At 54.3% G+C, this 25,388-nt stretch carries 24 protein-coding genes and 4 tRNA genes; 16 read left to right on the forward strand and 12 right to left on the reverse strand.

Features of this window, described 5'->3' with window-relative positions; translation table 11 throughout:
- Nucleotides 1–94 precede the first annotated feature (94 nt).
- Entirely contained in the window at nucleotides 95–1,207 is a 1,113-nt protein-coding gene (gene gcvT / locus BLR97_RS02915) for a glycine cleavage system aminomethyltransferase GcvT (RefSeq protein WP_089702308.1), read from the forward strand.
- A gap of 51 nt (nucleotides 1,208–1,258) precedes the next feature.
- On the opposite strand, the gene BLR97_RS02920 is transcribed toward gcvT, so the two are convergent.
- Genes BLR97_RS02920 through BLR97_RS02930 form a run of 3 tightly spaced genes read right to left on the reverse strand, consistent with a single transcriptional unit; the run spans nucleotide 1,259 to nucleotide 4,000 of the window.
- Nucleotides 1,259–2,128: a LysM peptidoglycan-binding domain-containing protein gene (locus BLR97_RS02920; RefSeq protein WP_244511193.1), complete on the reverse strand. Its 870-nt coding sequence runs from the start codon at nucleotides 2,126–2,128 to the stop codon at nucleotides 1,259–1,261.
- Nucleotides 2,129–2,154: 26 nt separating this feature from the next.
- Nucleotides 2,155–3,036, reverse strand: a complete 882-nt coding sequence (locus BLR97_RS02925) for an acyltransferase (protein WP_089702312.1) — start codon at nucleotides 3,034–3,036, stop codon at nucleotides 2,155–2,157.
- A gap of 52 nt (nucleotides 3,037–3,088) precedes the next feature.
- Nucleotides 3,089–4,000: a LysR family transcriptional regulator gene (locus BLR97_RS02930; RefSeq protein WP_089702313.1), complete on the reverse strand. Its 912-nt coding sequence runs from the start codon at nucleotides 3,998–4,000 to the stop codon at nucleotides 3,089–3,091.
- A gap of 187 nt (nucleotides 4,001–4,187) precedes the next feature.
- Here BLR97_RS02930 and BLR97_RS02935 point away from each other — a divergent pair, with 187 nt between their 5' ends.
- On the forward strand, nucleotides 4,188–4,886 hold the full coding sequence (locus BLR97_RS02935; RefSeq protein ID WP_089702316.1) for a CoA transferase subunit A: 699 nt from the start codon (nucleotides 4,188–4,190) through the stop codon (nucleotides 4,884–4,886).
- A gap of 63 nt (nucleotides 4,887–4,949) precedes the next feature.
- Entirely contained in the window at nucleotides 4,950–5,615 is a 666-nt protein-coding gene (locus tag BLR97_RS02940; RefSeq protein WP_089702318.1) for a CoA transferase subunit B, read from the forward strand.
- 51 nt (nucleotides 5,616–5,666) lie between these two features.
- Here BLR97_RS02940 and BLR97_RS02945 read toward each other — a convergent pair whose 3' ends face one another.
- Nucleotides 5,667–6,434 carry a VOC family protein gene (locus BLR97_RS02945; RefSeq protein WP_089702320.1) on the reverse strand — a complete coding sequence of 256 codons (768 nt, stop codon included), beginning with the start codon at nucleotides 6,432–6,434 and terminating at the stop codon, nucleotides 5,667–5,669.
- A 114-nt stretch (nucleotides 6,435–6,548) separates the two neighbouring features.
- Nucleotides 6,549–6,824 carry a GrxA family glutaredoxin gene (locus BLR97_RS02950; RefSeq protein ID WP_089702322.1) on the reverse strand — a complete coding sequence of 92 codons (276 nt, stop codon included), beginning with the start codon at nucleotides 6,822–6,824 and terminating at the stop codon, nucleotides 6,549–6,551.
- A gap of 198 nt (nucleotides 6,825–7,022) precedes the next feature.
- Here BLR97_RS02950 and BLR97_RS02955 point away from each other — a divergent pair, with 198 nt between their 5' ends.
- Nucleotides 7,023–7,793 (forward strand): 3-hydroxybutyrate dehydrogenase, encoded by a 771-nt coding sequence (locus BLR97_RS02955; protein ID WP_089702324.1) that lies wholly within the window; start codon nucleotides 7,023–7,025, stop codon nucleotides 7,791–7,793.
- Between the two features lie 52 nt (nucleotides 7,794–7,845).
- Here the strand turns inward: BLR97_RS02955 and BLR97_RS02960 are convergent, their stop codons facing one another.
- The 3 genes from BLR97_RS02960 to BLR97_RS02970 are packed head-to-tail and all read right to left on the reverse strand — an operon-like array spanning nucleotide 7,846 to nucleotide 10,113.
- Entirely contained in the window at nucleotides 7,846–8,385 is a 540-nt protein-coding gene (locus tag BLR97_RS02960; RefSeq protein ID WP_089702325.1) for a response regulator transcription factor, read from the reverse strand.
- A 37-nt stretch (nucleotides 8,386–8,422) separates the two neighbouring features.
- Complete coding sequence (locus tag BLR97_RS02965) at nucleotides 8,423–9,691, reverse strand: ATP-binding protein (RefSeq protein ID WP_089702328.1); 1,269 nt, start codon at nucleotides 9,689–9,691, stop codon at nucleotides 8,423–8,425.
- Between the two features lie 5 nt (nucleotides 9,692–9,696).
- Nucleotides 9,697–10,113 (reverse strand): hypothetical protein, encoded by a 417-nt coding sequence (locus BLR97_RS02970; RefSeq protein ID WP_089702329.1) that lies wholly within the window; start codon nucleotides 10,111–10,113, stop codon nucleotides 9,697–9,699.
- A gap of 160 nt (nucleotides 10,114–10,273) precedes the next feature.
- Between BLR97_RS02970 and pyrC the strand changes: the two genes are divergently transcribed.
- Nucleotides 10,274–11,308, forward strand: coding sequence for a dihydroorotase (pyrC, locus tag BLR97_RS02975; RefSeq protein ID WP_089702331.1), 1,035 nt, complete (start codon nucleotides 10,274–10,276; stop codon nucleotides 11,306–11,308).
- Here pyrC and mtnN read toward each other — a convergent pair.
- Together mtnN and folD are read right to left on the reverse strand one after the other, a co-directional pair.
- A complete protein-coding gene (gene mtnN, locus BLR97_RS02980; RefSeq protein ID WP_089702333.1) occupies nucleotides 11,301–12,008 on the reverse strand; it encodes a 5'-methylthioadenosine/S-adenosylhomocysteine nucleosidase in 708 nt (235 codons plus the stop codon). The two genes, pyrC and mtnN, sit on opposite strands and share 8 nt — an antisense overlap.
- A 44-nt stretch (nucleotides 12,009–12,052) precedes the next feature.
- Complete coding sequence (gene folD, locus BLR97_RS02985; RefSeq protein ID WP_089702335.1) at nucleotides 12,053–12,916, reverse strand: bifunctional methylenetetrahydrofolate dehydrogenase/methenyltetrahydrofolate cyclohydrolase FolD; 864 nt, start codon at nucleotides 12,914–12,916, stop codon at nucleotides 12,053–12,055.
- A 211-nt stretch (nucleotides 12,917–13,127) separates the two neighbouring features.
- Between folD and BLR97_RS02990 the strand changes: the two genes are divergently transcribed.
- From BLR97_RS02990 to BLR97_RS03005, 4 genes are all read left to right on the forward strand, one after another.
- Nucleotides 13,128–13,204, forward strand: a tRNA-Pro gene (locus tag BLR97_RS02990).
- Between the two features lie 87 nt (nucleotides 13,205–13,291).
- Nucleotides 13,292–13,368: transfer RNA gene (locus BLR97_RS02995), tRNA-Arg, on the forward strand.
- A gap of 52 nt (nucleotides 13,369–13,420) precedes the next feature.
- Nucleotides 13,421–13,495 (forward strand) — tRNA-His (locus BLR97_RS03000).
- A gap of 43 nt (nucleotides 13,496–13,538) precedes the next feature.
- Nucleotides 13,539–13,613: transfer RNA gene (locus BLR97_RS03005), tRNA-His, on the forward strand.
- A 104-nt stretch (nucleotides 13,614–13,717) separates the two neighbouring features.
- On the opposite strand, the gene amt is transcribed toward BLR97_RS03005, so the two are convergent.
- Nucleotides 13,718–17,095 carry an ammonium transporter gene (gene amt, locus BLR97_RS03010; RefSeq protein ID WP_089702337.1) on the reverse strand — a complete coding sequence of 1,126 codons (3,378 nt, stop codon included), beginning with the start codon at nucleotides 17,093–17,095 and terminating at the stop codon, nucleotides 13,718–13,720.
- A 324-nt stretch (nucleotides 17,096–17,419) separates the two neighbouring features.
- On the opposite strand from amt, the gene BLR97_RS03015 reads away from it, so the two are divergent.
- The 4 genes from BLR97_RS03015 (at nucleotide 17,420) to BLR97_RS03030 (ending at nucleotide 21,562) form a co-directional block, all read left to right on the forward strand.
- The gene (locus tag BLR97_RS03015; RefSeq protein ID WP_089702339.1) at nucleotides 17,420–18,661 is read left to right on the forward strand and encodes an NAD(P)/FAD-dependent oxidoreductase; all 1,242 of its coding nucleotides are present in this window, start codon (nucleotides 17,420–17,422) and stop codon (nucleotides 18,659–18,661) included.
- A 74-nt stretch (nucleotides 18,662–18,735) separates the two neighbouring features.
- Nucleotides 18,736–18,945: a putative motility protein gene (locus tag BLR97_RS03020; protein WP_089702342.1), complete on the forward strand. Its 210-nt coding sequence runs from the start codon at nucleotides 18,736–18,738 to the stop codon at nucleotides 18,943–18,945.
- A gap of 229 nt (nucleotides 18,946–19,174) precedes the next feature.
- Nucleotides 19,175–20,764 carry a peptide chain release factor 3 gene (locus BLR97_RS03025; protein ID WP_089702343.1) on the forward strand — a complete coding sequence of 530 codons (1,590 nt, stop codon included), beginning with the start codon at nucleotides 19,175–19,177 and terminating at the stop codon, nucleotides 20,762–20,764.
- 27 nt (nucleotides 20,765–20,791) lie between these two features.
- The gene (locus BLR97_RS03030; RefSeq protein WP_089702345.1) at nucleotides 20,792–21,562 is read left to right on the forward strand and encodes a TatD family hydrolase; all 771 of its coding nucleotides are present in this window, start codon (nucleotides 20,792–20,794) and stop codon (nucleotides 21,560–21,562) included.
- Here BLR97_RS03030 and ygfZ read toward each other — a convergent pair.
- Nucleotides 21,559–22,521, reverse strand: coding sequence for a CAF17-like 4Fe-4S cluster assembly/insertion protein YgfZ (gene ygfZ, locus BLR97_RS03035; protein WP_089702347.1), 963 nt, complete (start codon nucleotides 22,519–22,521; stop codon nucleotides 21,559–21,561). The genes BLR97_RS03030 and ygfZ overlap by 4 nt on opposite strands.
- Nucleotides 22,522–22,732: 211 nt before the next feature.
- Here ygfZ and BLR97_RS03040 point away from each other — a divergent pair, with 211 nt between their 5' ends.
- From BLR97_RS03040 to uvrB, 3 genes are read left to right on the forward strand one after another with little or no spacing between them, the layout of a single operon-like run.
- Nucleotides 22,733–22,930 carry a hypothetical protein gene (locus tag BLR97_RS03040; RefSeq protein WP_089702349.1) on the forward strand — a complete coding sequence of 66 codons (198 nt, stop codon included), beginning with the start codon at nucleotides 22,733–22,735 and terminating at the stop codon, nucleotides 22,928–22,930.
- On the forward strand, nucleotides 22,930–23,337 hold the full coding sequence (locus BLR97_RS03045; protein WP_089702351.1) for an OsmC family protein: 408 nt from the start codon (nucleotides 22,930–22,932) through the stop codon (nucleotides 23,335–23,337). The genes BLR97_RS03040 and BLR97_RS03045 overlap by 1 nt, the downstream gene beginning before the upstream one ends.
- 26 nt (nucleotides 23,338–23,363) lie before the next feature.
- A complete protein-coding gene (gene uvrB / locus BLR97_RS03050) occupies nucleotides 23,364–25,388 on the forward strand; it encodes an excinuclease ABC subunit UvrB (RefSeq protein WP_089702353.1) in 2,025 nt (674 codons plus the stop codon).

Genomic DNA, 25,388 nt, shown 5'->3' on the forward strand with positions numbered 1-25,388 from the left:
TCTGCTAGGCGCGCATGCGCATCTAGCAATGCGTTAAGCAGAGTCGGGAAGGCACTCGGGTGGCTTCCCGCTCTTGTTTGTAAAGGAGTGAACAATGGCTGAGTTAAAACAAACCCCACTGCACGCGCTGCATCGCCGACTAGAGGCGAAGATGGTGCCTTTTGCCGGTTACGAAATGCCTGTTCAGTATCCACTGGGCGTTAAAAAAGAGCACGAGCACACACGTCAGCAATGCGGACTATTTGACGTCTCGCACATGGGGCAGGTGGCCGTCTACGGTGAAAACGTGGCTGGCGCATTAGAAACGTTGATCCCTGCTGACTTGGCGGGATTGACCGAAGGTGCACAACGTTATGGTCTGTTCACCAGTGCCGAAGGCGGTATTCTTGACGATCTGATGGTCGTTAATGCAGGGGATCATTTTTATCTGGTGGTCAATGCGGCCTGTAAAGAGCAAGACATTGCGCATCTACGATCCCATTTGGGAAATAGTCACACTATCGAGCCGCTGAATCGCGGGTTGTTGGCGCTACAAGGTCCCAGTGCTCACCAGGTGATGCAGCGCATTTGCCCAGCCGCATGCCAACTGGTGTTTATGCAGCACGGGCGTTTCAAAGTGGCCGATCAAGAGGTATGGATCAGCCGCAGTGGTTACACTGGAGAAGATGGTTTTGAAATCTCGGTGGCCGCCGATGCCACTGAGGCCTTTGCCGAGCGCTTGCTGTCTGAACCCGAGGTGGAGGCAATCGGGCTTGGGGCGCGAGATTCGCTGCGTTTGGAGGCGGGCCTATGTCTTTATGGCCACGATATGGATACGACGACCACGCCCGTTGAAGCCGGTTTGATCTGGGCAATCAGTAAACCACGCCGCCGCGGAGGTGAACGAGAGGGAGGATTCCCAGGTGCGGATTTGATACTTCAGCAAGTCGAGGCCAAAGACCATCGCCGTAAACGCGTCGGTTTGGTCGCCGAGGGGCGCGCGCCGGTGCGTGAAGGCGCCTCGCTGGTGGACGAAGCGGGTAATGAAATAGGTCAGGTAACCTCGGGCAGTTTTGGACCTACCCTAGGTAAGCCCGTGGCGATGGGCTATGTCACGCGGGACTTTGAAGCCCCGGGTACCACGGTGTATGCCGAGGTTCGCGGCAAGCAATTGCCCATGACGGTTAGCAAAACGCCTTTTGTGGCGGCAAACTACTACCGTGGATAATCGGTAAGCCATTAAATGAGCCCCGCTATGGCGTTCGCAGCGGGGCCGTTGTCAGTTTAATACCTTCCGGGGATCGATAGGTTTCCCACCCTGACGCAAATCAAACAGCAGATCATAACGTCCGGTCGCGCGACTTTTGCCTATTTGGCAAACGGGGTCGCCCGCCGTGACCTGATCGCCTTGCTTCACTGTTAACCGCTCACAAAGGGCATAGACGCTTTGCAAATTATCGGCATGGTGAATAATTACCACTTTTTCAAGTTGCCGCATGCTGTTGGCAAAGCGAACCTCGCCTGGTGCCACAGCGGTTGCGTTGGCGCCGGCCTGCGTTGCCAGCAGCATGGGCTGAAGTGTGCCACGGCTATCAGGTCCAAAACGACGCACGATACGGTAATCGTCGAGCGGCCAGGGCCAGCGTTTGGCAGATGTAGGTAGCGACGATGAAGGCGTGCTAGGCGTCGGTTTGGCAGCTGAGCGGGTGCTGGGCTTACCTGAAGGCGCGCTGGATGTCGCGGTACGACTCGACCCCACAGGAATATTGATCAGTTGGCCAACGCGCAGCGATGTTGCTGAGATACCGGCATTCGCGCTTTGCAGCCGAGACGCCGTGGTGCCGAAGTGACGAGCCAGGCTCGAAAAGGTATCGCCAGGGCGAATTTGATAGCGATATGGCCCGCTTGCCGGGGCGCGTTCCTGCTGAGTAGGGACGAGCAAGCGTTGCCCAACGGCAAGGTGTCGGGCTTTGACGCCTGGATTGAAACGCTGCAAACGTTCAAGAGGGACGTTGGCGCGTTTGGCTAACTGCCCCAGCGTATCGCCGCGTTTAACTGCAACCCAGTTGCCGCTGATTTGTGTCGCCGCCGGGGCCGCTACCCGTTGAGAAGACGCTGGTGTATTCGCGCAGCCAGCCAGTACGCCCATTACCATCAGAGCGCCCAGCCATTGGCTTATGCGTGATCGATTTGACCATCCAATTGAGCGTCTTTTTCCTGCCAGAGCGCATTGATCCATGTGTGGAATTGTTCCTTGTGCTGCGTTTCGGCGTGATAGTTAGCAGTTAGCATCCATTTTGGTACCTCAAGGATGCGAGCCCGTAAGGTGACCGGTGCTTCCTGGCCGCATAAGAAGCCCCAAAAACTGGGATTGGGGTTGGCGTAGCTCAAGGTAACGTCGAGGATGCCGTCGAGTTGATCGCCCAGCAAGTTGAGTACTTGGGCCACTCCGCCCGCTTTGGGGCGAAGCAGGTGGCGATAAGGGCTTTGTTGCCGAGCATGTTTGTGTGGGGTGAAACGGGTACCTTCCACAAAATTAAATATGGCAATGGGGGCCTGACGGGCGCGTGCGCACATGCGCTCAGTGGCTTCTCTATCTAAGGTTGCGAGCGTCGGATTCTGGGCAATTTGCGCACGGGTGATGCGACGCATAATGGGAAATTCGAGAGCCCAAAAGGCTAGGCCAACAACGGGGATCCACAGTAATTGCCGTTTAACAAAGAAACGTGGCATGGGGATCCGCCGATGCAGCACCATCAGCAGCATGAAAATGTCGGTCCAGCTACGGTGGTTAGAAATAACCAACCACCACTGATCGGGGCGCAGGTTGTCAGGTAAAGACGCATCCAGCCGTGGTTTGATCCAGCGGCGCATCCACCATAAGTTGCCGCCAATCCAGTTCAGAGCAACGCGGTTAATCCCTTCTTGCACGGTTTTTCTGAGGCGACCCGCGGGCGTCACGAGTTTGACCAGCGTCAGCGTCGTCAGCGGTATCCCCCAAAAAAGCGTATTGAGCGTTAACAGGGTGACGCTAACCACCCCTTTCAACATCGGCATACCGCGTTTCCTTAGCTTTCTAATGCGTATTGATGAATGCTAAAGGATATTGCTAACCCTGCCCAGCCTCATGCTCAGGTAAGTAGGGCGCTTGAACCGTTTCCATCAATACAGCGCGCAGCGCATGAGCGGCCACAGAGAGCTCTTGCTGGGTTAGGATGCCAACGTGGCAGGCAATGGTGGGCGACGTTAATGGCAAGCAGCGAGCGCCCAGTGCCTGCATTTGGCGCAGGCACATCGAGGGTACCGCGCTCACCCCTAGGCCCTCCGCCACCATGCGCCCGACAGTCGATAATTGATGGCTTTCAAAAGCGACGGGTAAATCAATATGTTGTTTAGCAAGTGCTTGTTCTAATAAGCGGCGAACCATCGATGGGCGCTGTAAGGTCATAAAATCTTCGCTAAGCAGCTGTTCCCATGATAGCGATGTATATCGGTTTAACGCTGAGGTTGGCGAAATAATGGCGACAAAATGGTCTTCGAATAATGGGGTGAAAGACAGGCTCCCGCTGCCTTCCGGTGAGAAGGCGATGCCCATTTCTACTTGGCGCGAGCGCACCATGTCGGTAACGTCTTCGTTGATGACATCGTGAACGGTCACGTTGATTTTGGGGTATTGTTGACGAAATCTAACTAAGGCACCGGGTAGCAAGTTGCAGGCAAATGCAGGCATGGCGGCCACACTTAGCCTACCCAGTTGCAATGTGAAGCGCTGTCGCAGGCGTTCTTCGGTATTGTCCCACTGGGCCAGCAAATGCTTGGCCAATGGCAGTAGGGACTCGCCTTCGGGCGTTAACCGGACGCTCCGCGTGCTGCGCAGCAATAACTTGCCCCCCAGAGCGTCTTCCAGTCCTTTTATGGCTAAACTAAGGGCAGGCTGCGATAAATGAAGCCGCTCGCAGGCCTGGGTAAAGCTCAGGGTTTGGGCAACGGCCAAGAAGGCGCGTAATTGCTTCACGGTCATGGGCGACTCTTTTATTAGTTGTATAAATATATTGATAAAAAAAACAAACTTAACAAATATATTATCTGGCATAACACTGCTAGAAGGAAGTCTACGTAGCGTTAGTCGAGGTAGCACCGTAGCGTGGTCTTAGCGACATTGGCGTATCACCGACAACAATTCATCGACAACAAGGCGAGGCATAACAATGGCAGGATTCGATAAGCGAGTTTCTTCCTACGAAGAAGCGATGGAAGGCATTGAAAGCGGCATGACCGTATTGGCCGGCGGCTTTGGCCTGTGCGGCATCCCCGAAAACCTGATCGCGGAAATAAAACGACGCAAGGTCAAAGATCTAACCGTTGTATCAAACAACTGTGGCGTCGATGGGTTTGGTTTGGGCTTGCTGCTGGAAGATCGTCAGATCCGCAAAATCTTAGCGTCCTACGTAGGCGAGAACGCCTTATTTGAGCAGCAAATGCTCAATGATGAAATCGAAGTCGTGTTAACGCCTCAGGGCTCCCTGGCGGAAAAAATGCGCGCTGGTGGTGCTGGGATTCCGGCGTTTTTTACCGCGACCGGCTATGGCACACCCATTGGTGAGGGTAAAGAAGTTCGCGAGTTCAATGGCCGCCCGCATATTCTGGAAGAAGCCATCACCGGCGATTTCGCCATTGTAAAAGGCTGGAAAGCTGATCGTTACGGCAATGTCATGTATCGCCATACGGCGCAAAACTTTAATCCCATGGTGGCAACGGCAGGCAGAATTACCGTCGTTGAAGTTGAAGAGATCGTCGAGCCAGGCGATTTGGAACCCAGTCAGATTCATACGCCGGGTATCTATGTAGACCGACTCATTCAGGGCTCGTTTGAAAAACGTATCGAAAAACGCACGGTGCGTAGTTAACGCGGCCTAGCGAATAACCCCGGTTGCTTCGGCTTTTAATCGATTCTCTATGAGGTACAGACCATGGCATTGACACGTGAACAAATGGCCCAGCGTGTGGCCCGCGAACTTGAAGACGGTTTTTACGTTAACTTAGGCATTGGCATCCCGACCTTGGTGGCTAACTATATTCCCGATGGCATGGACGTGATGCTTCAGTCGGAAAACGGGCTGCTGGGCATGGGGCGATACCCCACCGAAGACGAAGTTGATCCCGATATGATCAACGCTGGGAAACAAACGGTGACGGCCCGTCCAGGGGCGGCGATTTTTTCATCCGCAGAATCATTCGCCATGATTCGCGGTGGTCACGTTGACCTTACTGTTTTAGGCGCCTTTGAGGTGGATCAAAACGGTAACATCGCCTCGTGGATGATTCCCGGTAAGCTAATCAAAGGCATGGGCGGTGCCATGGATTTGGTGGCTGGCGCGGAAAATATTATCTGCACCATGACCCACGCGTCTAAGCACGGCGAATCCAAGCTGCTAGAGCAGTGCAATCTTCCGCTGACCGGTGCCGGCTGTATTAATCGCGTATTGACGGATCTTGCCTACCTCGAAATCAAGGATGGGGCCTTCATTCTGAAAGAGCGGGCGCCCGGCGTGAGCGTTGAAGAAATTGTCGAAAAAACAGCGGGTAAATTGATCGTGCCGGATCATGTACCCGAAATGACGTTTGTTGAAGGCTAAACTGCCGAAGTGTGTTTTGGGGATTACCCAGGCGTAAGCGTTTAACGGCGTTTACGCCATTTCACAGCGGGTGTGTAAGGGCAACAATAATTCCGCTACCCGTTCATGATCACTGTCGAGATGCTTTTGGACGATCGCCAAGCCGCCTAGGCACAGTCGGTGTTCATCGCCTTGGCTGAAAATTACTTTTTGCGGCGTAGCAGGATAAAAACGGTGGGTAAGCAGGCTAGAAACACCAAATACACCGTTCTGCTGTCCGGCTAATTGGCTGAGGCCGCTTTGTAGAAGCTGCTCGTCGAGCATCTCAATGGAGTTTCCCAACTTTTCACAATCAAAGCCTGCATGGTGCAACCTGGGCCCCATGACGGCGAGCCAAGCGGCCAATGGGTGCGCATCGTGCAGTTGCTGGTACAGCGCCCAGGAAGGCATTGGCCAAGGACGACCTCGGCAGAGCAAGTTTTGTCCCTTGGCGTCCTGCGGATGGGTTTGTTGTACGATCGCGAGCAGAGCTTCTCGAGGAGATTTTGAAAGCGTACCTGTTTGCAGCTCGGCGAGTACCAGCCAACTGCCACCGTCCGCTGGCGCTAACAGATAGATTAAAAGCCCTTTATCGGCCATGGCGTAATGCCCAACGTGACGATAGCCCAGGTGTGAAAGCGCTGGTGTTAGCGCTTGGGCTGAGAAGGCGCCATGGTTTAGGGTCACCAGCGTAAGATAATCTGCTGGGGTGGACAGGAGCCATAAGCGAAGCGCCCCAATGTCGGGGTGTGTATGGACATAATCCAACCATAGCTGCTGGATGAACTCCTCGCGATGCATACTGCCTTCCTTGCCAACGTGTCGGCCCATTTGAGTCTGGGGTTACATCGGTTCAAGTATAGGCAAGTGGCAATGTCTTGGTTCAACGCAGCTAAACGGCGGATTAACGGTGGCTCACGATGTCGATGGTGCGCTGAGTAATTGGCGGTCGCGCACGAACTGGTCGAACTCGCTGAAGCCACCCACATGCTGCTGGTCAACAAACACCTGAGGAACCGTATGAATGGGTTTGCCAACGGTTTTTGCGATGTCCTCTTTGCTCACGCCTTCTGAGGGCATATCAACATAACGGTAACCTTCAATATTACCGAGTTCTTCTAACTGTTCAGCAAGCTGTTTGGCGCGAACACAGAACGGGCAGGATAAGCGCCCAAAAATGACGACGAACATGCAAAACTCCTTTGCTAGCACCATTAAAAGTTGTTCATTGTGGACTAGCCATTGGAGGTTCGCCAATAGGGAGTCCCTACAAAAGGTATTGAGTCACGTTATCATCAACGCCAGCGTATCAAATGGGCGCACTACGGGTGCGGTGAATCGACTAGACTGACCTCAGTCCCACTTTGCTTGACACTAAAAGGATCAATCATGACGACAACAACGGTTATACCCCGGGTTGCCCTGGTAACAGGCACCAGCAGCGGTATTGGCGAAGCGGTAGTGAAGCATTTTTGTGAATTAGGCCACCAAGTATTAGCCGTCGATTTTAATCCGGACGGTAAGGCAATTGCCGAGGCGGCGGGTGCGGCCTTTTACGAGGCTGATTTGACCGATCCGGATGCCTGTCGTGGTGCTGTTGCAGACGCGGTCAAACGTTTTGGTGGGGTGGATATTCTGGTTAACAACGCTGGGATTCAACATGTGGCGGCCATTGAGGAGTTTCCCGAAGCGAAGTGGCGGCAAATTATCGACCTGATGCTGACCGCGCCTTTTTTACTTACCCAAGCCGCTTGGCCGCATATGCGCCAGAAGGGTTGGGGGCGCATCGTTAACATTGCGTCTATTCATGCGCAGGTCGCATCGCCGGGCAAGGCCGCCTACATCAGTGCTAAGCATGGCATGATCGGGCTGACCAAAACGGCGGCGTTGGAAGGCGGCGAGCAGGGTATCACGGCGAATGCGATTTGCCCTGCTTACGTCAAAACCCCGTTGGTCGATAATCAGATTGCGGATCAAGCTAAGTTGCATGGCATGGGCGAGCAAGAAGTGATTGAAAACATCATGCTTAAAAACGCGGCGGTTAAACGTCTGATTGAGCCTATTGAAGTCGCCCAGTTGGTGGCCTACCTAACGTCCGATGCAGCGGGTGCTGTGACGGGGGCAAGCTGGAATATCGATCTGGGCTGGACCGCTCATTAACAAGCCTTTCAAGCCACCGGTACATTGGTAACGGTGGCAGCCCTTTAGGCCTCTAGCGACGCACAGGGCGTTTTTGTAATTTGCGCTGCAGCGTGCGGCGATGCATACCCAGCGCCCTGGCCGTGGCTGAGATATTGCCATCGTGTTCCTGTAATACCTTTTGGATGTGCTCCCAGGTAATGCGATTAATCGAGGGCGGGTTATCGGCAACTTCTATATTGGGGTCGCCATCTTCCCGTTCGAAGGCGGTAAGCACGTCGTCAGCGTCAACCGGTTTACACAGATAGTTCATGGCCCCGAGTTTAATGGCCTCAACCGCTGTTGCGATGCTGGAGTAGCCGGTCAGCACGACGACGTGACAGTGAGGCACCACGGCCAACAGATCGGGCAGCAGCTTGAGGCCCGAAGAGTTTTCCAATTTCAAATCTAGCGTGGCCATGGTCGGCTTGTGTTGGGCTGCCAGAGTGAGCGCTTGATCGGCATCGTGCGCGATCACCACCTCAAAACCCCGCCGGGTCAGCGAGCGGCTTAATACATGGCAAAACATTTCGTCGTCGTCGACAATCAGCAGACGTTGCTCTTGCGTTTGCATGATGACCTCAATAAAAAGCTGAAAGCGGAGCCAGGCGTTAAGCCGCCTCGGCGCGAGGCAATGTGACTTCGGTTAACGTCCCGCCCTCTGGATGGTTATACAGACTGACGCCACCGCCAAAACGGTTGATGGTGGCGTGAGTCAAAAATAGACCAATGCCCATTCCCTTACTTTTGGTGGAAATAAACGTATCGCCGAGCTGGTCGGCGATAGACAAAGCAACGCCTGGGCCATGATCCCGAATGTCGATGACGATGTGATCCGCCTGCCAATCTAACCCGATGGCGATACCTTCAGGGTTGGCGTCTGCGGCATTGTTTAGCAGGTTGGTTAATGCCTGATCCAACGTGGCGTCGACGGCTAGCCAAGGCCGCCCACGTCGCTCGGCTATCTCTAGCCGATGGCTGACGTCGGGTCTCAGCACTAGCCAGCGCTGTACCACCCCGGTTAGCCATGTTTCAGCGTCGAGCACTTCAGGCTCGGCCATGCGTCGGCGGTCTGCCTGGCTAACTAGGTGCTGTAAGCGCGATTTGCAAATGTCTACCTGCTGGCGCAGCAAGGCCACATCCTCCTGGCGCTCGGGATCGCCTTCAGCTTCTTCCTGCATATCTTTAAGTAACACCGCCATGGTTGATAAAGGCGTGCCGAGTTCGTGCGCCGTGCCAGCGGCCTGGGTGGCAACGGCCAGCACTTGTTCATTACGCAATGCTGCTTCCCGCGTGCGAGAAAGCGCTTGATCGCGATGGCGTAGCGCATGCGCCATTTTGTAAATAAAGAAGGTGACCAACCCCGCTGATAGACCGAAATTCACCCACATGCCCAATACATGCAGGCTTAGCGGGCTACTGCTATTAATGTGGCCGAGCTGGGGAATTGGGTGATAATCGATCATCAAAAAGCTATAAGCTGCCATGGCGCAGCCTGCGATAATCCATGCATGGCGCCAGGGCAGAGTGGCTGCAGCAATGGTAACCGGCACCAGGTAGTAGGTAATGAAGGGGTTAGTTGAGCCACCGGAAAAATAAAACAGCAGCGTTAAGCCGAGTATGTCGGCCAGTAAGTGCAGCAGATATTCCAGGTGTTCCACTGCCCGTGGGCGTCCAAGGCGCCACCAGGTGGCGATGTTAAGGATGCCCATTGCCAGCACGACACTGACTACCTCTGTGATGGGCAGTTCAAATGCCAGCAGTTGCGTGCCGACTATGATGGCAATTAAAAAGCCCGTCCAGGTGATGCCCCGCACGATGGTTAAACGCACCAAATTGCGATTAGGCGTCGATAACGGGAGGGGCAGCTCAGTCGGCATTTCACTCACTTGGCGGTCTTTTTAAAGCGGTGAATTAAAAACTTAATACACAGTGTAACCACAAAGGTGAGCCACCCTGCTGTTGCCACAATGTTAACCATCAGCATTTTAGGCGGCAACCAAGCGCTACCCAGCACGCCTTCAATCATAATGTGAAAAAACATCGCGATCAGCAGCGGCAGGGCTAGCAAATGAATCCACATGTCCGTACGACGTTTGCGGACGTGGTAGCGGCGTAGCAGGCAGCGAAACGGGCGATGCGCCCAGCTAAAGAACGCCAGCGTGGCAATGACCAGCAACATGGCAAGCGTTGCTTCTGTACTGCCGTAATACACGGAAAACGACACCGACCAAGCCAGGCCAAGCCATATCAGGCCTTCTAGGCTGGCAATAATATCGGCATAGCGCCGCACGTTCTGCATGAAGAGTTTCCTTTAACCAAACAATGGCCGATATCATACGCCAGATTATCAAGGCTGTGGGTGCCCGATGGTCGATTTAACCCGACGGAGGATCCGGTATACTGCGGTATGTTGACGCATCGTGTGTGTCATTTTTTATTGACTATGTACAGGATATTTCGTGGACGAGATTACGTTGATTCGGCCAGACGATTGGCATCTTCACCTACGCGATGGCGAGGCGCTTAAAGCGGTGGTAGGGCATACGGCTGCCCAGATGGGCCGCGCGATTATTATGCCCAATCTAACGCCGCCCATTACCACTACAGAACAAGCAATCGCCTATCATCAGCGAATATTGGCGGCGTTGCCTGCTGGTAGCCGTTTCGAGCCATTGATGACGCTGTATTTGACCGATACCACACCGCCCGAGGAAATCGAGCGGGCCGTTAACAGCGGTATCGTCAAAGCCGTTAAGCTCTATCCGGCGGGAGCAACGACAAACTCAGCTTCAGGCGTAACCGATTTATCGCACTGTGACGACACCATCGCAGCACTTGCCGAGGCGGGAATGCCGTTATTAATGCACGGCGAGGTCACGGATAATGAGATCGATATTTTTGATCGTGAAGCGGTGTTTATCGAGCGGGTTCTCACGCCTCTGCTGGCGCGTCATCCCACCCTGAAAGTGGTCTTTGAGCATATCACCACTCAACAAGCGGCCGAGTTCGTTGCCCAAGCGCCGGACACGGTCGCCGCGACGATCACTGCGCATCATCTATTGTTTAATCGCAATAAAATGCTGGTAGGTGGAATTCGCCCGCATTACTACTGCCTGCCGATTTTAAAACGCGAACAACATCGCCAGGCGTTGCTCAAGGCGGCGACCAGCGGTAGCGGGAAGTTTTTCCTGGGAACCGATAGCGCGCCTCATGCGCAATCGGCCAAAGAGTCTAGCTGTGGTTGCGCGGGAGCCTACACGGCCTCGACGGCTATTGAATTGTATGCGACGGCGTTTGAAGAAGCCGGTGCGCTAGCGGCGTTGGAAGGTTTTGCCAGCTTGAATGGCCCCCGCTTTTACGGGCTGCCCCCTAACCGCGACAGCATAACGTTGTCGCGGCGTTCGCAGTCGATACCTGCCAGCTACCCTTATGCGCAGGGGGAGGCGATTATTCCGTTATTAGCCGGGGAAACGCTCGGCTGGTCAATTAGCTAGCGCTCAGCGTGAGTAGCATCTGGTCGACCATTCGCGAAGAGTGGTCGGCGGCTACGTCAAGAAACTGCTCGAAGGATAAGTGGTTGTCACCGCTGCCGGGAATATCCGAGAGCGCGCGAATGACCACGAACGGGCACTGGTACAAATAACATGTCTGGGCGATCGCGGCCGCTTCCATTTCCACCGCTAGCATGCTCGGAAATGACGCGCGTGTCGCTTCGACGCGTGCCGGATCCGCCATAAACGCATCACCCGTGGCAATTAGCCCTTCGCGAACGTTAACTTCCCCCAGCGTTTTAATTGCGCCGCGAGCGATATCCCGCAGCGAGGCGTCGGCTAGATATGCCGCCGGCATGCCGGGCACTTGGCCGATTTCATAGCCAAACACAGTGGCGTCCACATCGTGGTGACGAACCTCGTCAGAAATAATGATGTCACCGATGTGCAAGTCGCTGGCAAACCCACCCGCTGAACCGGTATTGATCACCGCGTCCGGTTGGTGGCGCTCTAACAGTAGCGCTGTGCCGACAGCCGCGTTTACCTTGCCAATACCCGATTGCAGTATGGTCACGTCAAGGCCATGGCGTGTGCCGCGATGAAAGACAAAGCCGGCGTGCTCATAGCGCTGCGGATTGTCGAGCTGTGACGCCAGAATGCTGACTTCTTGCGCCATCGCGCCAATAATACCAATACGCTTCACAGTGTTAGTTTCCTTTGGGTAGCAGGGGTGTTTATTTGACGAGGTTAAGCTTGAACTGAGTCGTGTTGTTCAGCGGCTGCCAAGGTGTTTTCAAGTAGTGTGGCGACTGTCATAGGGCCCACGCCGCCGGGAACCGGGGTGATGAAGCTGGCGCGCTCGGCGGCGGCCTGGAAATCAACATCCCCCCTCAGCGTGCCGTCGTCATGGCGGTTAATGCCTACATCGATGACGATGGCGCCAGGCTTTATCCACTCGCCTTTAACGATGCCGGGCTTGCCAACGGCGACCACCACAATATCGGCCCGACTGACATGCGCCGCCAAGTCTTGCGTAAAACGGTGACATACCGTGGTCGTTGCACCGGCTAGCATGAGCTCCAACGCCATGGGGCGCCCGACTATGTTGGAAGCGCCCACAACAGTGGCGTCTAATCCGCGTACTTTGATATCGCTTTGTTCAAGCAATGTCATAATGCCTTTAGGCGTGCATGGGCGCAGCGCGGGTGTTCTCTGGGCGAGTCGGCCGATATTGAAAGGGTGGAAGCCATCGACGTCTTTATCGGGGCGTATACGCTCTAATATCAGGCTGGCGTCGAGATGATCAGGCAATGGCAACTGAACCAAAATGCCATCGACGGTGGGATCGTTGTTCAGTTGATCGACCAGTGATTCCAGTGTTTGCTGTGTAGTGTCGGTGGGTAGCGCGTGCTGAAAAGACAGGATGCCTGCCTGCTCGCAGGCGCGGTGCTTGTTGTTCACATAAAGCTGCGAGGCGGGATCATCTCCTACCAACACAACCGCGAGTCCTGGTGCTCGTTTGCCGGCTTGTTGGCGGGCAGTGACCTTTTGAGCAACGTGTTGACGGACATTAGCGGCGATAGCTTTGCCATCGATGAGTTGGGCGGTCATTTAGAGAAATCCCCTGGCGGTTGAAAGGCGAACACGAAGAAATAGACAGGTGTATTAACTAGAACTCTTTCGGTGTTAATTTTCGCATGAAGGGGCTGCTAGGCAAAGTACCAGGATTAGTTGTTGCCTTGATGGTTGACTTTAAAATTAAAAACAGTAATATATGCCTCGCTTGAGACGGGCCATGCGGCAGCGTTTAGGCTAGAAAAATCGGGGTGTAGCGCAGTCTGGTAGCGCGCCTGCTTTGGGAGCAGGATGTCGGGGGTTCGAATCCCTCCACCCCGACCACGTCTAACGCGAAAGGTAGTTTTGCTTTTCCAGGCAGTGGTTGTGGCCAAGTGCTCATCGATGTCTTTGCTTACAGATATTACATGTGCGCTCATAGCTCAACCGGATAGAGCAACGGCCTTCTAAGCCGTAGGTTGCAGGTTCGAATCCTGCTGGGCGCGCCATTTGTACCAGTAGCGATCAGCCGTTAAGTCTCTTAACTAGCAGTTGTCAGTGGTGGATGTAGCTCAGTGGTAGAGCCCCGGATTGTGGCTCCGGTGGTCGTGGGTTCGATCCCCATCATCCACCCCAGCGACAACTCAGCATGTAAGTTCAGTTCCCTTTTTAGGTTATGGTGGATGTAGCTCAGTGGTAGAGCCCCGGATTGTGGCTCCGGTGGTCGTGGGTTCGATCCCCATCATCCACCCCATTAACCTCCTCTTATGTTCTAGTAAGTTCTCTCTTTTCCCTCCTCGTTGTTCAGTTTTAATCTCCCGCAATTTTTTTCTACTTTATTTATTTTCGCTTCCTTTTTTAGCGCGGCATCACTTTGATGGGACGCCCAGCCGCCTGGGTGAGTGGCTCAGGGTGTCCTAACAAAAATCCTTGAGCGTAGTCGATGCCTAATGTTTTGAGCGTATCGAGGGTTTGCTGGGTTTCAACGAATTCGGCAATGGTTTCAATGTTAAGCGCTTTCCCCACCGCATGAATGGCCTCTACCATGGCCCTGTCGATAGGGTCTTCGTGAATATTGCGGATAAAATGACCGTCGATTTTTAAGTAATCGACGGGAAGCTGCTTTAAGTAGCTGAAGGAAGACAGGCCGGTGCCGAAGTCATCCAGGGCAAAACGGCAGCCTTGCCGTTTCAGTGTGTGAATGAGTTCAATCACGCTTGATAGCTGGGCAATCGCCACGCTTTCGGTAATTTCAAAGCATAGACAGCCAGCGGGAAGATGTGCATTTTGTACCTGAGTCACCAAGTCGTGGCAAAAGTCGCGATCAGACAGCGAAGCGCCTGATAGATTTATTCCCCAACAACCCCAGGCAGTGTTTGGCGATGCGCGCGTGACATCAGACAGCCACGCCAGGGTGTTGCGGACTACCCATCGATCTATGCGCGGCATAAAGTGATAGCGCTCCGCTGCGGGTAAAAAACTCCCAGGAGTGATCATCGAGCCGTCCTCTTCAAGGCGTAGTAATATCTCTTGGTAGGCTGCACCTTGGGTGCCAATGGCCTCGATAGGTTGGGCATACAAGCGGAAGTGGTCATTATCAAGGGCATTTTGTAGTCGTTGAACCCAGCGAAGCTCGCCATTGCGCTCCAGTAATGTGTGATCGTTGGGTTGGTGGCAATGTAGCCGATTGCGACCTGCTTCTTTAGCGGTATAGCAGGCCGCGTCAGCGGCATGAAGCGCATCGCTGAGCTGCATCGGTTGACTACCCAAAGCCACCAGGCCAATGCTAATGCCGATACCAAAGGTGTGTTCTTGCCAGACGAAACGATACTTCTCGATATCGCAGCGAATAGCGTCGGCAATTTGTTTGGCTTGATGCATGGGGCAGCTGGGTAGCAGTAGGGCAAATTCATCGCCGCCTAATCGGGCAACCGTGTCGCTGCTGCGCACGTAGGCTTGTAGCTTCACCGCCACTTGCCGGAGGAGCTCATCGCCGGCGAGGTGGCCGCAGGTATCGTTGACGATTTTGAACTGGTCGAGATCCAGGTAGCATAAAACATGCTCTCCCTCATCGCTCTCCAGTAGTCGACTTAGCGTCGTTTCAAACGCGCGTCGATTGACGAGGTCGGTCAAGTTGTCGTGGCTGGCTTGATAGGTAAGCTGGTCGGCGAGCTGTCGGGTGATGCTTACGTCCTGAAACACGACCACAGCGCCCAGCGTAATACCGCTACGCGAGCGGATGGGGGCCGCGCTATGCTGGATGGGGGTGCGCTTTCCGTCGCTGTGTTCGAGCCAGCCGTCTTCCGTTGAATGAATGGCGCGATGCTGCGTCAGCACTCGGCGTGCCGGATTGCTAATGCTGTGGCCGGTGATATCGTCAATCAAACGATAAACGTGCTGGATGGGCTTTCCCTGCGCGTCAGCTAAGCCCCAGCCAGTGAGTCGTTGAGCTTCGCTATTGATAAACGTAATCAAGCCACTGGCGTCGCAGGTGATCACGCCGTCGCCGATGGACGCAAGTGTCGTTCTGGCCAGATCTCGCTCGCGGTTAAGCTGTTCTTGTAGGCGTTTGCGTTCGGTAATGTCGCGTACCATGCCGGAGCGTTCAGAAGCCGAGCCACTGGCGCCTTCGCTCACCTGGATTTCCAGGTAACGGACTTCCTGAGTAGCTGAACGCCGCTTAATTTCGTGGCGCTCGCCTGGGGTCAAGCGGTGATGAGGTAGTAAACGGTTTACGGGCGTGCCCACTAGCTGATGAGCGCTCACGCCGAATAACTGTTCCGCCCCAGGATTAAGGCTGGTCAAGATCCCGTCGGCTTGCCAGGTGATTACACCGTCGCGCAAGTTGTGCAACATGACCCGGGTATGCCCAATAGCGCTTTCCAGCGCGGCCGCTACTCGGTTATATCCTGCTGCAATTTCACCCACCTCGGTAAAAGGATCCGCGTCGATGCGCTGGCGCATATCGCCTTGTTGCTCGTGACGACGCATGTGCTCTAACAAATGGGTTAGCTCATTATGGGTGCCGTGTTCAGCCAGGTTAAGGCCCATTTTTTCAGCGTCATCGCTAACACGCAGCGGAAAATAGCGCCCTGAGATACGAAATAGCAGCCACGCGATACCAAAGCTCCACAGGCCGCAGACCACTACGCCAAGCAATTGAATGCCTGCTTGCTCGGCGGCATTAAGGCCCGTACCTAGCGCAGCGGGCTCGGCCACCCAGGGCAGTGCTAGCGTGCCCCAAATGCCGGGAATTAAATGCGCAGGAATCGCCCCCACCGCGTCATCAATGCGACGGCTTAACAGGCATTCGCTTGTGATGACCATGAGAATGCCACTCACTACGCCGAGACCAAGCGCCGCCGACATGGAGATGGCATGGGCGCCCGCGGTGACAGCCACCAACCCTGCAATAGCGCCGTTGATGGCATACATCACGTCAGCATAACGACGTGTCCGCCACCCCATCAGCATGGCTGATAAAATGCCGCCAGCAGCGCCTAATATAGTGTTGGCGATAATGCTGGGAATTTGGTCGTTAGCGGCCAGCGTGCTACCGCCATTAAAGCCAAACCAACCCAATACCATAAACAGTGCACCGAGCATGGCTAAAGGGAGGTTGCCCGCTGGAAATGCAGTGGGTGGCTGATGTTGGTTGAAGCGGCCTTGGCGAGGGCCAATGCAAAGTACTGCGGCGAGGGCGACCCAGCCCCCCACGCTATGCACGACGGTGGAGCCTGCAAAATCGACAAACCCAAGGGAGGCCAGCCAGCCACTACTACCGCCTAATAAGCCACCCCAGGCCCAATGGCCAAAAACAGGGTAGATGAGTAGCGCAATCCAGAGTGCGGTCCATAGATACGCAGCAAATGGCATTCGCTCTGCCACCGCGCCCGCCACAATGGTCGCCGCAGTGGCGCAAAACATGGCTTGAAAAATAAACACCGTCACGACCCAGCTAGACGCCGTGTTGAGCTGCCAGCCAAAGAGGCTAGTGCCCACCCAGCCGTTTTCCGATAGGCCGAACATCAAGCCAAAGCCCACCAGCCAAAAGGCGCTCACGGCAATGGCAAAGTCGGCAATATTTTTCATTGCAACATTGATGGCGTTCTTACTTCGCGTTGTCCCTGCTTCAAGGCATAAAAAGCCCGCTTGCATGACAAACACCAGTGCCGCTGCCCATAATACCCACAGCGTGTCGAGAAGTTCGGTGTCAGCGGCGGGCGTGTCAAGCATGGCAAATATCCTCGGTATTATTTGGTGCGCTACATGCACTTTTAAGGTGCGTCATTGTGCAGTGAAGGTTATTAAGACGACGCTGATTAACCTCTTATGGCTGCATGGTGTGCGAAGTGCAGGTAATACCAAGCAATTGCTGTGCCGCTAATAGTGACATTTGCGTATTTATGGATTTTTGTAGCTATAAATTCTAATTTTTGTATTAAAAACAGTTTTTTAGGCTGTTTTAAAGGCTTCTAAACAGTGTTATTTTTTAATCATGATAAGTGCGCTGGTGGCTCGCCTGCGTGTCGACTGATGGTTAACTAGGAGGGCATTACGATGTCGCGTCACGCAGTAGTATTAGGAGCAGGCATGGTGGGTGTCAGCATTGCATGGCACTTGCAGCAGCGAGGGCGGCAGGTCACGTTGGTAGATCGACGCCAACCGGGGCAGGAAACGTCATTTGGTAATGCCGGTATTATCCAACGTGAATCGGTACGGCCGTACCCATTTCCTCGCGATATAAAGACCATCCTGAGTGTGCTGCCTAATCGGCGCGTGGATATTCGCTATCGCCCCAGGGGGATGTGGAATGCGGTATCGCCTTTGCTGAGTTACTGGCATCACTCGTCATCGCGTCGTTATCAGCAAATTGTTCCGGAATATGCATCACTCATACAGTTATGCCTTAAAACCCATGGGCCAATGATTGAAGCGGCGGGAGCCGAGCATTTGGTACGTCGGGAAGGGTGGCTTGAGATCTATCGAACGCCGGAAAAGCTCGCCAAACGGGTCAAGGAAGCTGAAGAAGTTCGTGACCTCTATGATGTGCAGTTCGAGGTGTTGGATCGCCAGGCATTGTTAGGTAAAGAGCCTGATCTAAGCGATGACATTATAGGGGCTATCCATTGGTTGGATCCTTGGACGGTGGCAGATCCAGGGGCATTGGTGGCGGCTTATGCGGCATCCTTCGTGGCGCAAGGGGGCCGAATCGTGCAAAGCGATATTCAGTCGGTAACCCAAAACGAAGCCCATTGGCAGGTCACTACTGCTGATGAAACGATCTCGGCCGAAGACGTAGTGCTTGCCTTGGGCCCCTGGGCGGGCGATTGGCTGAAAGGGCTCGGCTACCGCTTTCCTACCTTCGTTAAGCGGGGCTATCACATGCACTATTCAACGCAAGCACCGTCTCGCCTTCACAATTGGCTGATGGATGCGGAGGTTGGCTACTTGCTGGCGCCGATGAATGCGGGCGTACGGCTTACCACCGGCGCTGAGCTGGATCGTCTTGAGTCACCCGCTGATGAGCATCAGCTAGACGCTGCGGAAAAGGTGGCGCGGCGTATCTTTCCATTAGGTGAACGACGAGAACAAACCGCGTGGAAAGGCGCGCGTCCGTGTCTTCCCGATATGAAGCCGGTCATCGGCCCCGCTCCTCACCACGACGGGCTGTGGCTGGCTTTTGGCCACGGTCATCAAGGGTTCACCCTGGGGCCGGCAACGGGTTACCTGCTTGCCGATATGATGGATGGCAAAACGCCTGAGATTGAAATGGCGCCTTTTCGAGCTGAGCGGTTCTGAGGCGTTTGTTTTTTGCGTGTTCTAGTACTCTTTGCTAATCTTTTCATACATTCGAACTACATTGAGGTAATCGTATGGATGTAGCCGTTAGTAATGCGGTAAGCAATTCGCTGTATATGAATCAGGCGCAAACCGCTGAGCAAGCGCAAATGCAGGTGTTCAAGGAAGCGCTGGACACGCAAGCGCAGCAAGTTACCGATATTATGGCGTCCGCCGATACCGGTGCTCAACCTGATCTTGCCAAAGAAGGTACTGTGGGCACGATGGTTAATACGTTCGCTTAAGCGCGTTCGCCTTAATATTTAAGTGTCACTATCTTAAACGCCGGCTTGCCCGGCGTTTTTCATGTGCGTGTGTTTTATATGGTGCCTTTTAACGGAACCGATAGCTTACCTGCCTGCTTGTGGCTGAATGTCCACGGCAAGGGTACAATCCACGTCAATGCTATTTAGCTCAGCCGCTGTCACTTGGCACTCACGTGCATGGCTGAGTCTACGTTAATGATGAGGCCCGATGAACGATACTCAATTAGCCCAGGAAGCCGGGCTTAGAAGAACCTTTGCTATCATTTCGCACCCTGACGCGGGTAAAACCACCATCACCGAAAAAATGCTGCTGTTTGGCAATGCGATTCAGCTAGCCGGTTCGGTGAAGAGCAAGCGCAATGATCGCCATGCCACGTCAGACTGGATGAAAATGGAGCAGGAACGCGGTATTTCGGTGACGACCTCCGTGATGCAGTTCCCCTATGGCGGACGTATCGTCAACCTGCTCGATACACCAGGCCACGAAGACTTCTCTGAAGATACCTACCGCACCCTGACGGCGGTCGACTCCGCCCTGATGGTGATCGACGGGGCGAAAGGCGTCGAAGATCGGACCATTAAATTAATGGAGGTGTGTCGTCTACGTACCACCCCAATTTTGACGTTTATTAACAAGATGGATCGCGATGTTCGCGACCCTATTGAGGTGATGGACGAGGTCGAGACCGTCCTCAATATCCAGTGCGCGCCGATGACATGGCCGATTGGTATGGGGCGCCACTTCCTAGGGGTTTATCATCTTTATAATGACGTGGTTCATTTGTATACCCAGGGACAGGGCAGTCATATTCCTGAGGACAAGCGTATAGAAGGGCTAGATAGCCCGGAAGTCGACGAGGTGCTGGGGGAAGAGCAAGCCGAAGAACTGCGTATGGAAGTAGAATTGGTGCGTGGTGCTTCCCATCAGTTTGATCTTGACGCTTATCGTCGCGGTGAGTTAACGCCGGTTTATTTCGGTACCGCAATGGGTAACTTTGGCGTGCGCGAGATGCTCGATGGGTTTGTCGAGTACGCACCTGCACCTCAAGCAAGGGAAACCGATGTGCGCGATGTGCCGGCCGACGACCCGCGTTTTACCGGCTTTGTCTTCAAGATTCAGGCCAATATGGATCCGAACCATCGGGATCGTATCGCTTTTCTACGGGTTTGCTCGGGTAAGTACGACAAGAACATGAAGATGCGCCATGTGCGTATCGGTAAGGATGTCAAAATTGCCGACGCGCTGACCTTTATGGCGTCTGATCGCTCTCAGGTCGAGGAAGCATGGCCCGGTGATATTATCGGTCTGCATAACCACGGCACGATTCAGATCGGCGATACGTTCACCGTTGGTGAGGATATGCGCTTCACCGGGATACCGCACTTCGCACCTGAGCTTTTCAAACGCGTTCGTTTGAAAGATCCGCTTAAAACCAAGGCATTACAGAAAGGCTTGCAGCAGTTATCGGAAGAAGGCGCCACACAGGTCTTCATGCCGATGGATAACAATGACTTAATTCTGGGCGCGGTGGGCACCCTGCAGTTTGATGTGGTGGCACACCGCTTAAAAGAAGAATACAAAGTCGACTGTATTTATGAAGCCGTGAATGTTCAAACGGCCCGCTGGGTATATTGCGAAGATGCCAAAATGCTCGAGGAGTTCAAGCGTAAGGCGAGCACCAACTTAGCCATCGATGGTGGCGGTTACTTGACCTACATCGCACCGACCCGAGTTAACCTGCAAATGACGCAGGAGCGCTGGCCGGATATACGCTTCCAGCCGACTCGCGAGCACTAACACCTAACTTTGGACGATGAGGTGAGCATGCTGATTGACGCCCACTGCCATCTGGATTTTGCGGCGTTCGATCAAGACCGTGATGCGGTGATAGAGACCGCCAAAAGGGTGGGCGTTGAGCACTTTATTGTGCCGGGCACGACGCGCCAGCGCTGGCAGCAAGTGCTGGCGCTGGGGCAACGCGCCGAGATCAGCGTTTGCGCTGGGTTGCATCCCTACTTTATCGCGGATCATCGCGAGTCGGATCTCACGGAGCTTGATGACTTGCTCAATGAGCATCCAGAGATTGTTGCGGTGGGGGAATGTGGTATCGATGCGCGCTTTGGCGATACCTTACCAGCCCAATGGGATTATTTTGATGCCCAGTGTGCCTTGGCAAAGCAGCATGCGCTGCCCGTGGTGGTGCACTGTGTCAAAGCCAACGACACCGTCGCTAAAAGGTTACGCCAACGCGGCCTTGCTAGCGCTGGATTGATCCATGCGTTTGCAGGGTCTTACGAGCAAGCAATAAAATTTGTCGAGCTGGGCTACGTATTGGGCTTGGGAGGCGCGGCAACTTACCCGCGAGCCAAGCGCTTGCACCGCGTTATCAAGGCATTGCCTGATGATAGCTTTGTGTTGGAAACGGATAGCCCCGACATGCCGCTTAGTGGTTATCAAGGCCTGCGAAACGAACCCTGCCGGGTGAGCGAGGTGTGTCGCGTGGTCGCGGCATTGCGCGACCAAACAAGCGAGCATGTGGCCGCCTGCAGTCGCGCCAATACCCTACGCATGTTCCGGTTGTTCATCAGGCCTTAATTGGCCAGCCCCATGGCGAGTTGCTCGGGATCGAGTCGCTCGATGGGGTAAGGCAATGTGAGTAGGCTTAATGGCGTATCGTCTAGATAAACCGGTGTTACCTCTTCGACGACTTTAGTGTTCATCACCGCCAGTAGCTCAATCTCACCCGTTTCTCGCAAGGCGCTAGTGACGACTTCGCCAACGGCTTTACCGGCATCGTTGACGATGCTGGCGCCAGTAGTGGGCTCCGTCGTCGTGGAAAGTTCGGCACGTACCAAGCGCTTTTTTACTTGGCCACGGAAGTGTGCCCGGGCTACCACCTCTTGGCCGGTGTAGCAGCCTTTTTTAAAGCTAATGCCTCCCAGCGCTTCCCAGTTAAGCATCTGCGGCAAGAAGTGATCCTGTTGTGCCTCGGTAAGCCATGCCAAGCCACTACGAATATCGGCCAATTGCCATGCGGCACGACCGGCGTTGTCGTCGAGCACTTCAATCGCCGTATCGCTCTCTAGACAGAATAACCAGCGCGGTGTGTCACCTGGATAACACAGCACGCTGGCACGCGCATTGGCCGATTGCGTACCCGGCGCGTTAGGCAAGGGGAGATCCAATGCGTCCGCGAAGGAGCTGGCGTTCTCACCAACGCCGATAAGCGGGAGCTCAGACAATGGAATCAGTTCGGCTTGATAGAACGCCGCGAATTTTTTTAAGTGGGCGGTAAGTGTCTCCAGTAACGACGTACTAAGCAGTAATCGGTAATGAGCATCGCCTATCTTCATAAGCTGGGCATTGGCCAGCATTCGTCCCTTGGGCGTGCAGAAGCAGGTCAGCGGCGCAAAACGTCCATCGGCGAGGCTGACCTGGGCGCTGGTTTGGCCCTGCAAAAATTTCTCGGCGTCGGCTCCTTTCACGTCTAACGCCGCTAAATGGGTAAGCCGCACACCGCTGTCGAGGGCATTGAATGAGGGAACAGTTGCCATGGCAACTCCTGATGAAAAGGGGTGGCTGAAACATTAATTGATTCGCTTAATGTTCATCGTGTGGGCGGTGGACAACGATTGCAAGGTGCACCCCGCATGCTAGACTCGTTTGTCTGTATCAGTTTTGCATAGGACGAAACGCGAGGGCTTACAGAACCCAGACGCCTAGCGTTGACGCGTAACAAAATCGCAATCGTAATGAGGGTAGGCGATGGCACAGCAATCATTAAGCTTTCAGGGTGTGAAATCAGCCGAGCAAGTCAATCAAATTACCACTGCCTTGATGATGCTTGATGGCGTAGATAGCGCCGAGGTCGGTCGCTACGGCGCAGACGTAGATGGCAGGGTAAAGCGCGAGACGCTTATTCGGGTGGTTGAAAAACTCAACCTCGGCATAAAGGTATCGTAATGCATAAGCCCATTATCGTGATCAGTGAACGCAACCATGTTTTCCGCCAGCGAGTGGAGGTTAGCGGCCTGGAGGATCTTTACGCCGATGTGCCGCCAGCGGTAGGAGGAGAAGGCAGCGCGCCCGACCCCCATGACTATTTCGATATTGCTTTGGGTACTTGCAAGGCTATTACGGTGCAAATGTACGCCAAACGTAAGCAATGGCCGCTGGAAGGCATCACCGTTAAGGTTCAGCGCGACGATCGCCAAGAAATGAAAGGGATCTATAAGCTGGCGGTGACGTTAACGTTTCACGGTATTGATGACCCCGAGCAGCGCGCCAGACTTGAAGATATCAGTCACCGCTGCCCCATCCAGCGGCTGATGACCCAATCAACCGTGGACATTACGACGAGCACTGAGTAGCTCGACATTCTCAGCCAGGAGCGACGATGAGCAAGAATTTTCGGTTGCAATCGAAGTTTAAGCCCGCGGGCGATCAACCCAACGCCATCAAGGAGTTGGTTGGTGGCCTTGAGTCGGGGCTTGCCCATCAAACGCTTCTGGGTGTGACCGGGTCGGGTAAAACCTTCACCATGGCCAATATCGTGGCGCAGCAGCAGCGCCCGACGATTGTCATGGCGCCCAATAAAACGCTCGCGGCGCAGCTTTATGGGGAATTCAAAGCGTTCTTTCCCGACAATGCGGTGGAATACTTCGTTTCCTATTACGATTACTACCAGCCCGAAGCCTATGTGCCGTCGTCGGATACCTTTATTGAAAAAGACGCCTCGATTAATGATCACATCGAGCAAATGCGCTTGTCGGCGACTAAAGCACTTTTGGAACGGCGAGATGCCCTTATTGTGGTATCGGTGTCGGCCATATACGGGCTGGGTGATCCTGACCAGTACCTGAAGATGCGCTTGCACTTCACGCGTGGCGAATTAATTGATCAGCGCGCCTTTTTACGACGGCTGGCCGAACTCCAATATACCCGCAATGATATGGATTTCCGCCGCGGCACCTATCGGGTGCGGGGCGATGTGATCGATATTTTCCCAGCTGACGCAGAGGAAGAAGCGGTTCGAGTCGAGTTATTCGACGATGAAATCGACACAATACGGTTATTTGACCCGTTAACGGGTGATGTGCGCGGCCAAGTGCCGCGCATGACGATCTACCCTAAGTCCCACTATGTCACGCCACGCGAAACAATCTTAGGCGCGATTGATGACATCAAAGCCGAGCTGAAAGAGCGTCTGGAATGGCTGCGTAAGCACGAGCGACTGGTCGAGGCCCAGCGGCTTGAACAGCGCACCCTGTACGATATCGAAATGATGCTGGAGTTGGGCTACTGCAACGGCATCGAAAACTACTCGCGCTATTTATCAGGCCGCGCGCCTGGCGAGCCGCCGCCGACATTTTTTGACTACTTACCCGATGATGCGCTGCTGTTTATCGATGAATCCCACGTAAGCGTGCCCCAAGTGGGCGGTATGTACAAAGGCGATCGCTCACGCAAAGAGACGCTTGTTGAGTATGGCTTCCGCTTACCGTCAGCCCTTGATAACCGACCTATGAAATTTGAAGAGTGGGAGGCTATTTCTCCACAAACGATCTTCGTATCGGCCACTCCTGGCCCCTACGAGGCCAACCATGCAAGTCAGGTCGTTGAGCAGGTGGTGCGCCCAACCGGCTTGCTTGATCCCCAGATTGAGGTGCGCCCAGCCAGCACGCAGGTTGACGACCTGCTATCAGAGATTGGTCTGCGGACGGACGTCGGCGAACGTGTGTTGGTCACGACCCTCACCAAGCGTATGGCGGAAGACTTGACCGAATACCTGGACGAGCATGGTATCCGCGTGCGCTATTTGCACTCGGATATCGATACCGTCGAACGGGTGGAAATCATTCGTGACTTGCGCCTTGGCAAATTCGACGTCCTGGTGGGGATTAACCTGCTTCGAGAAGGTCTGGATATCCCTGAGGTATCGCTGGTCGCCATCCTCGATGCCGATAAAGAAGGCTTCCTGCGTAACGAGCGCTCATTGATCCAGACCATTGGCCGTGCCGCGCGTAACGCCCAGGGCAAAGCCATTCTCTATGGCGACCGAGTGACTGATTCCATGCGTCGGGCGATGGATGAAACCGAGCGCCGGCGTGACAAGCAGAAGGCACACAACGAAGCCCATGGCATTACTCCCACCACGATTACCCGCTCAGTAACCGACATAATGGAAGCCGCCCAAGCGCCCGGCAAGAAAAACAGCCGTAAACGCGGCAGCGATCGTAAGGTTGCCGAGGCCGCAGCCGAATACGATACGGCCAATATGAACAAGCACGATTTCCTTACAGCGATTAGTAAGTTAGAAGATGCCATGTTTGAAGCGGCGCAAAACCTCGAGTTTGAGGGAGCTGCACGTTTGCGCGATCAACTGCATAAGATGAAAGAAAAACAGCTGGCGCTAGGCTAA

The organism is Vreelandella arcis, from assembly GCF_900103865.1.
In the GTDB taxonomy this organism is placed as follows: Bacteria; Pseudomonadota; Gammaproteobacteria; order Pseudomonadales; family Halomonadaceae; genus Vreelandella; species Vreelandella arcis.

Bases quoted from the DNA above. Each gene is read 5' to 3' on its own strand.
- BLR97_RS03015 (WP_089702339.1), top strand. From the start codon at position 17,420: ATGTCGCGTCACGCAGTAGTATTAGGAGCAGGCATGGTGGGTGTCAGC.
- BLR97_RS02955 (WP_089702324.1), top strand. From the start codon at position 7,023: ATGACGACAACAACGGTTATACCCCGGGTTGCCCTGGTAACAGGCACC.
- BLR97_RS02965 (WP_089702328.1), bottom strand. From the start codon at position 9,691: ATGCCGACTGAGCTGCCCCTCCCGTTATCGACGCCTAATCGCAATTTG.
- BLR97_RS02945 (WP_089702320.1), bottom strand. From the start codon at position 6,434: ATGCATCGCGAGGAGTTCATCCAGCAGCTATGGTTGGATTATGTCCAT.
- BLR97_RS02950 (WP_089702322.1), bottom strand. From the start codon at position 6,824: ATGTTCGTCGTCATTTTTGGGCGCTTATCCTGCCCGTTCTGTGTTCGC.
- amt (WP_089702337.1), bottom strand. From the start codon at position 17,095: ATGCTTGACACGCCCGCCGCTGACACCGAACTTCTCGACACGCTGTGG.
- BLR97_RS03045 (WP_089702351.1), top strand. From the start codon at position 22,930: ATGCATAAGCCCATTATCGTGATCAGTGAACGCAACCATGTTTTCCGC.
- BLR97_RS02925 (WP_089702312.1), bottom strand. From the start codon at position 3,036: ATGCCGATGTTGAAAGGGGTGGTTAGCGTCACCCTGTTAACGCTCAAT.
- BLR97_RS02970 (WP_089702329.1), bottom strand. From the start codon at position 10,113: ATGCAGAACGTGCGGCGCTATGCCGATATTATTGCCAGCCTAGAAGGC.
- BLR97_RS02930 (WP_089702313.1), bottom strand. From the start codon at position 4,000: ATGACCGTGAAGCAATTACGCGCCTTCTTGGCCGTTGCCCAAACCCTG.
- BLR97_RS03025 (WP_089702343.1), top strand. From the start codon at position 19,175: ATGAACGATACTCAATTAGCCCAGGAAGCCGGGCTTAGAAGAACCTTT.
- BLR97_RS02935 (WP_089702316.1), top strand. From the start codon at position 4,188: ATGGCAGGATTCGATAAGCGAGTTTCTTCCTACGAAGAAGCGATGGAA.
- BLR97_RS02920 (WP_244511193.1), bottom strand. From the start codon at position 2,128: ATGGGCGTACTGGCTGGCTGCGCGAATACACCAGCGTCTTCTCAACGG.
- BLR97_RS03020 (WP_089702342.1), top strand. From the start codon at position 18,736: ATGGATGTAGCCGTTAGTAATGCGGTAAGCAATTCGCTGTATATGAAT.
- BLR97_RS02960 (WP_089702325.1), bottom strand. From the start codon at position 8,385: ATGCAAACGCAAGAGCAACGTCTGCTGATTGTCGACGACGACGAAATG.
- BLR97_RS02940 (WP_089702318.1), top strand. From the start codon at position 4,950: ATGGCATTGACACGTGAACAAATGGCCCAGCGTGTGGCCCGCGAACTT.
- gcvT (WP_089702308.1), top strand. From the start codon at position 95: ATGGCTGAGTTAAAACAAACCCCACTGCACGCGCTGCATCGCCGACTA.
- BLR97_RS03030 (WP_089702345.1), top strand. From the start codon at position 20,792: ATGCTGATTGACGCCCACTGCCATCTGGATTTTGCGGCGTTCGATCAA.
- folD (WP_089702335.1), bottom strand. From the start codon at position 12,916: ATGACCGCCCAACTCATCGATGGCAAAGCTATCGCCGCTAATGTCCGT.
- uvrB (WP_089702353.1), top strand. From the start codon at position 23,364: ATGAGCAAGAATTTTCGGTTGCAATCGAAGTTTAAGCCCGCGGGCGAT.
- ygfZ (WP_089702347.1), bottom strand. From the start codon at position 22,521: ATGGCAACTGTTCCCTCATTCAATGCCCTCGACAGCGGTGTGCGGCTT.
- BLR97_RS03040 (WP_089702349.1), top strand. From the start codon at position 22,733: ATGGCACAGCAATCATTAAGCTTTCAGGGTGTGAAATCAGCCGAGCAA.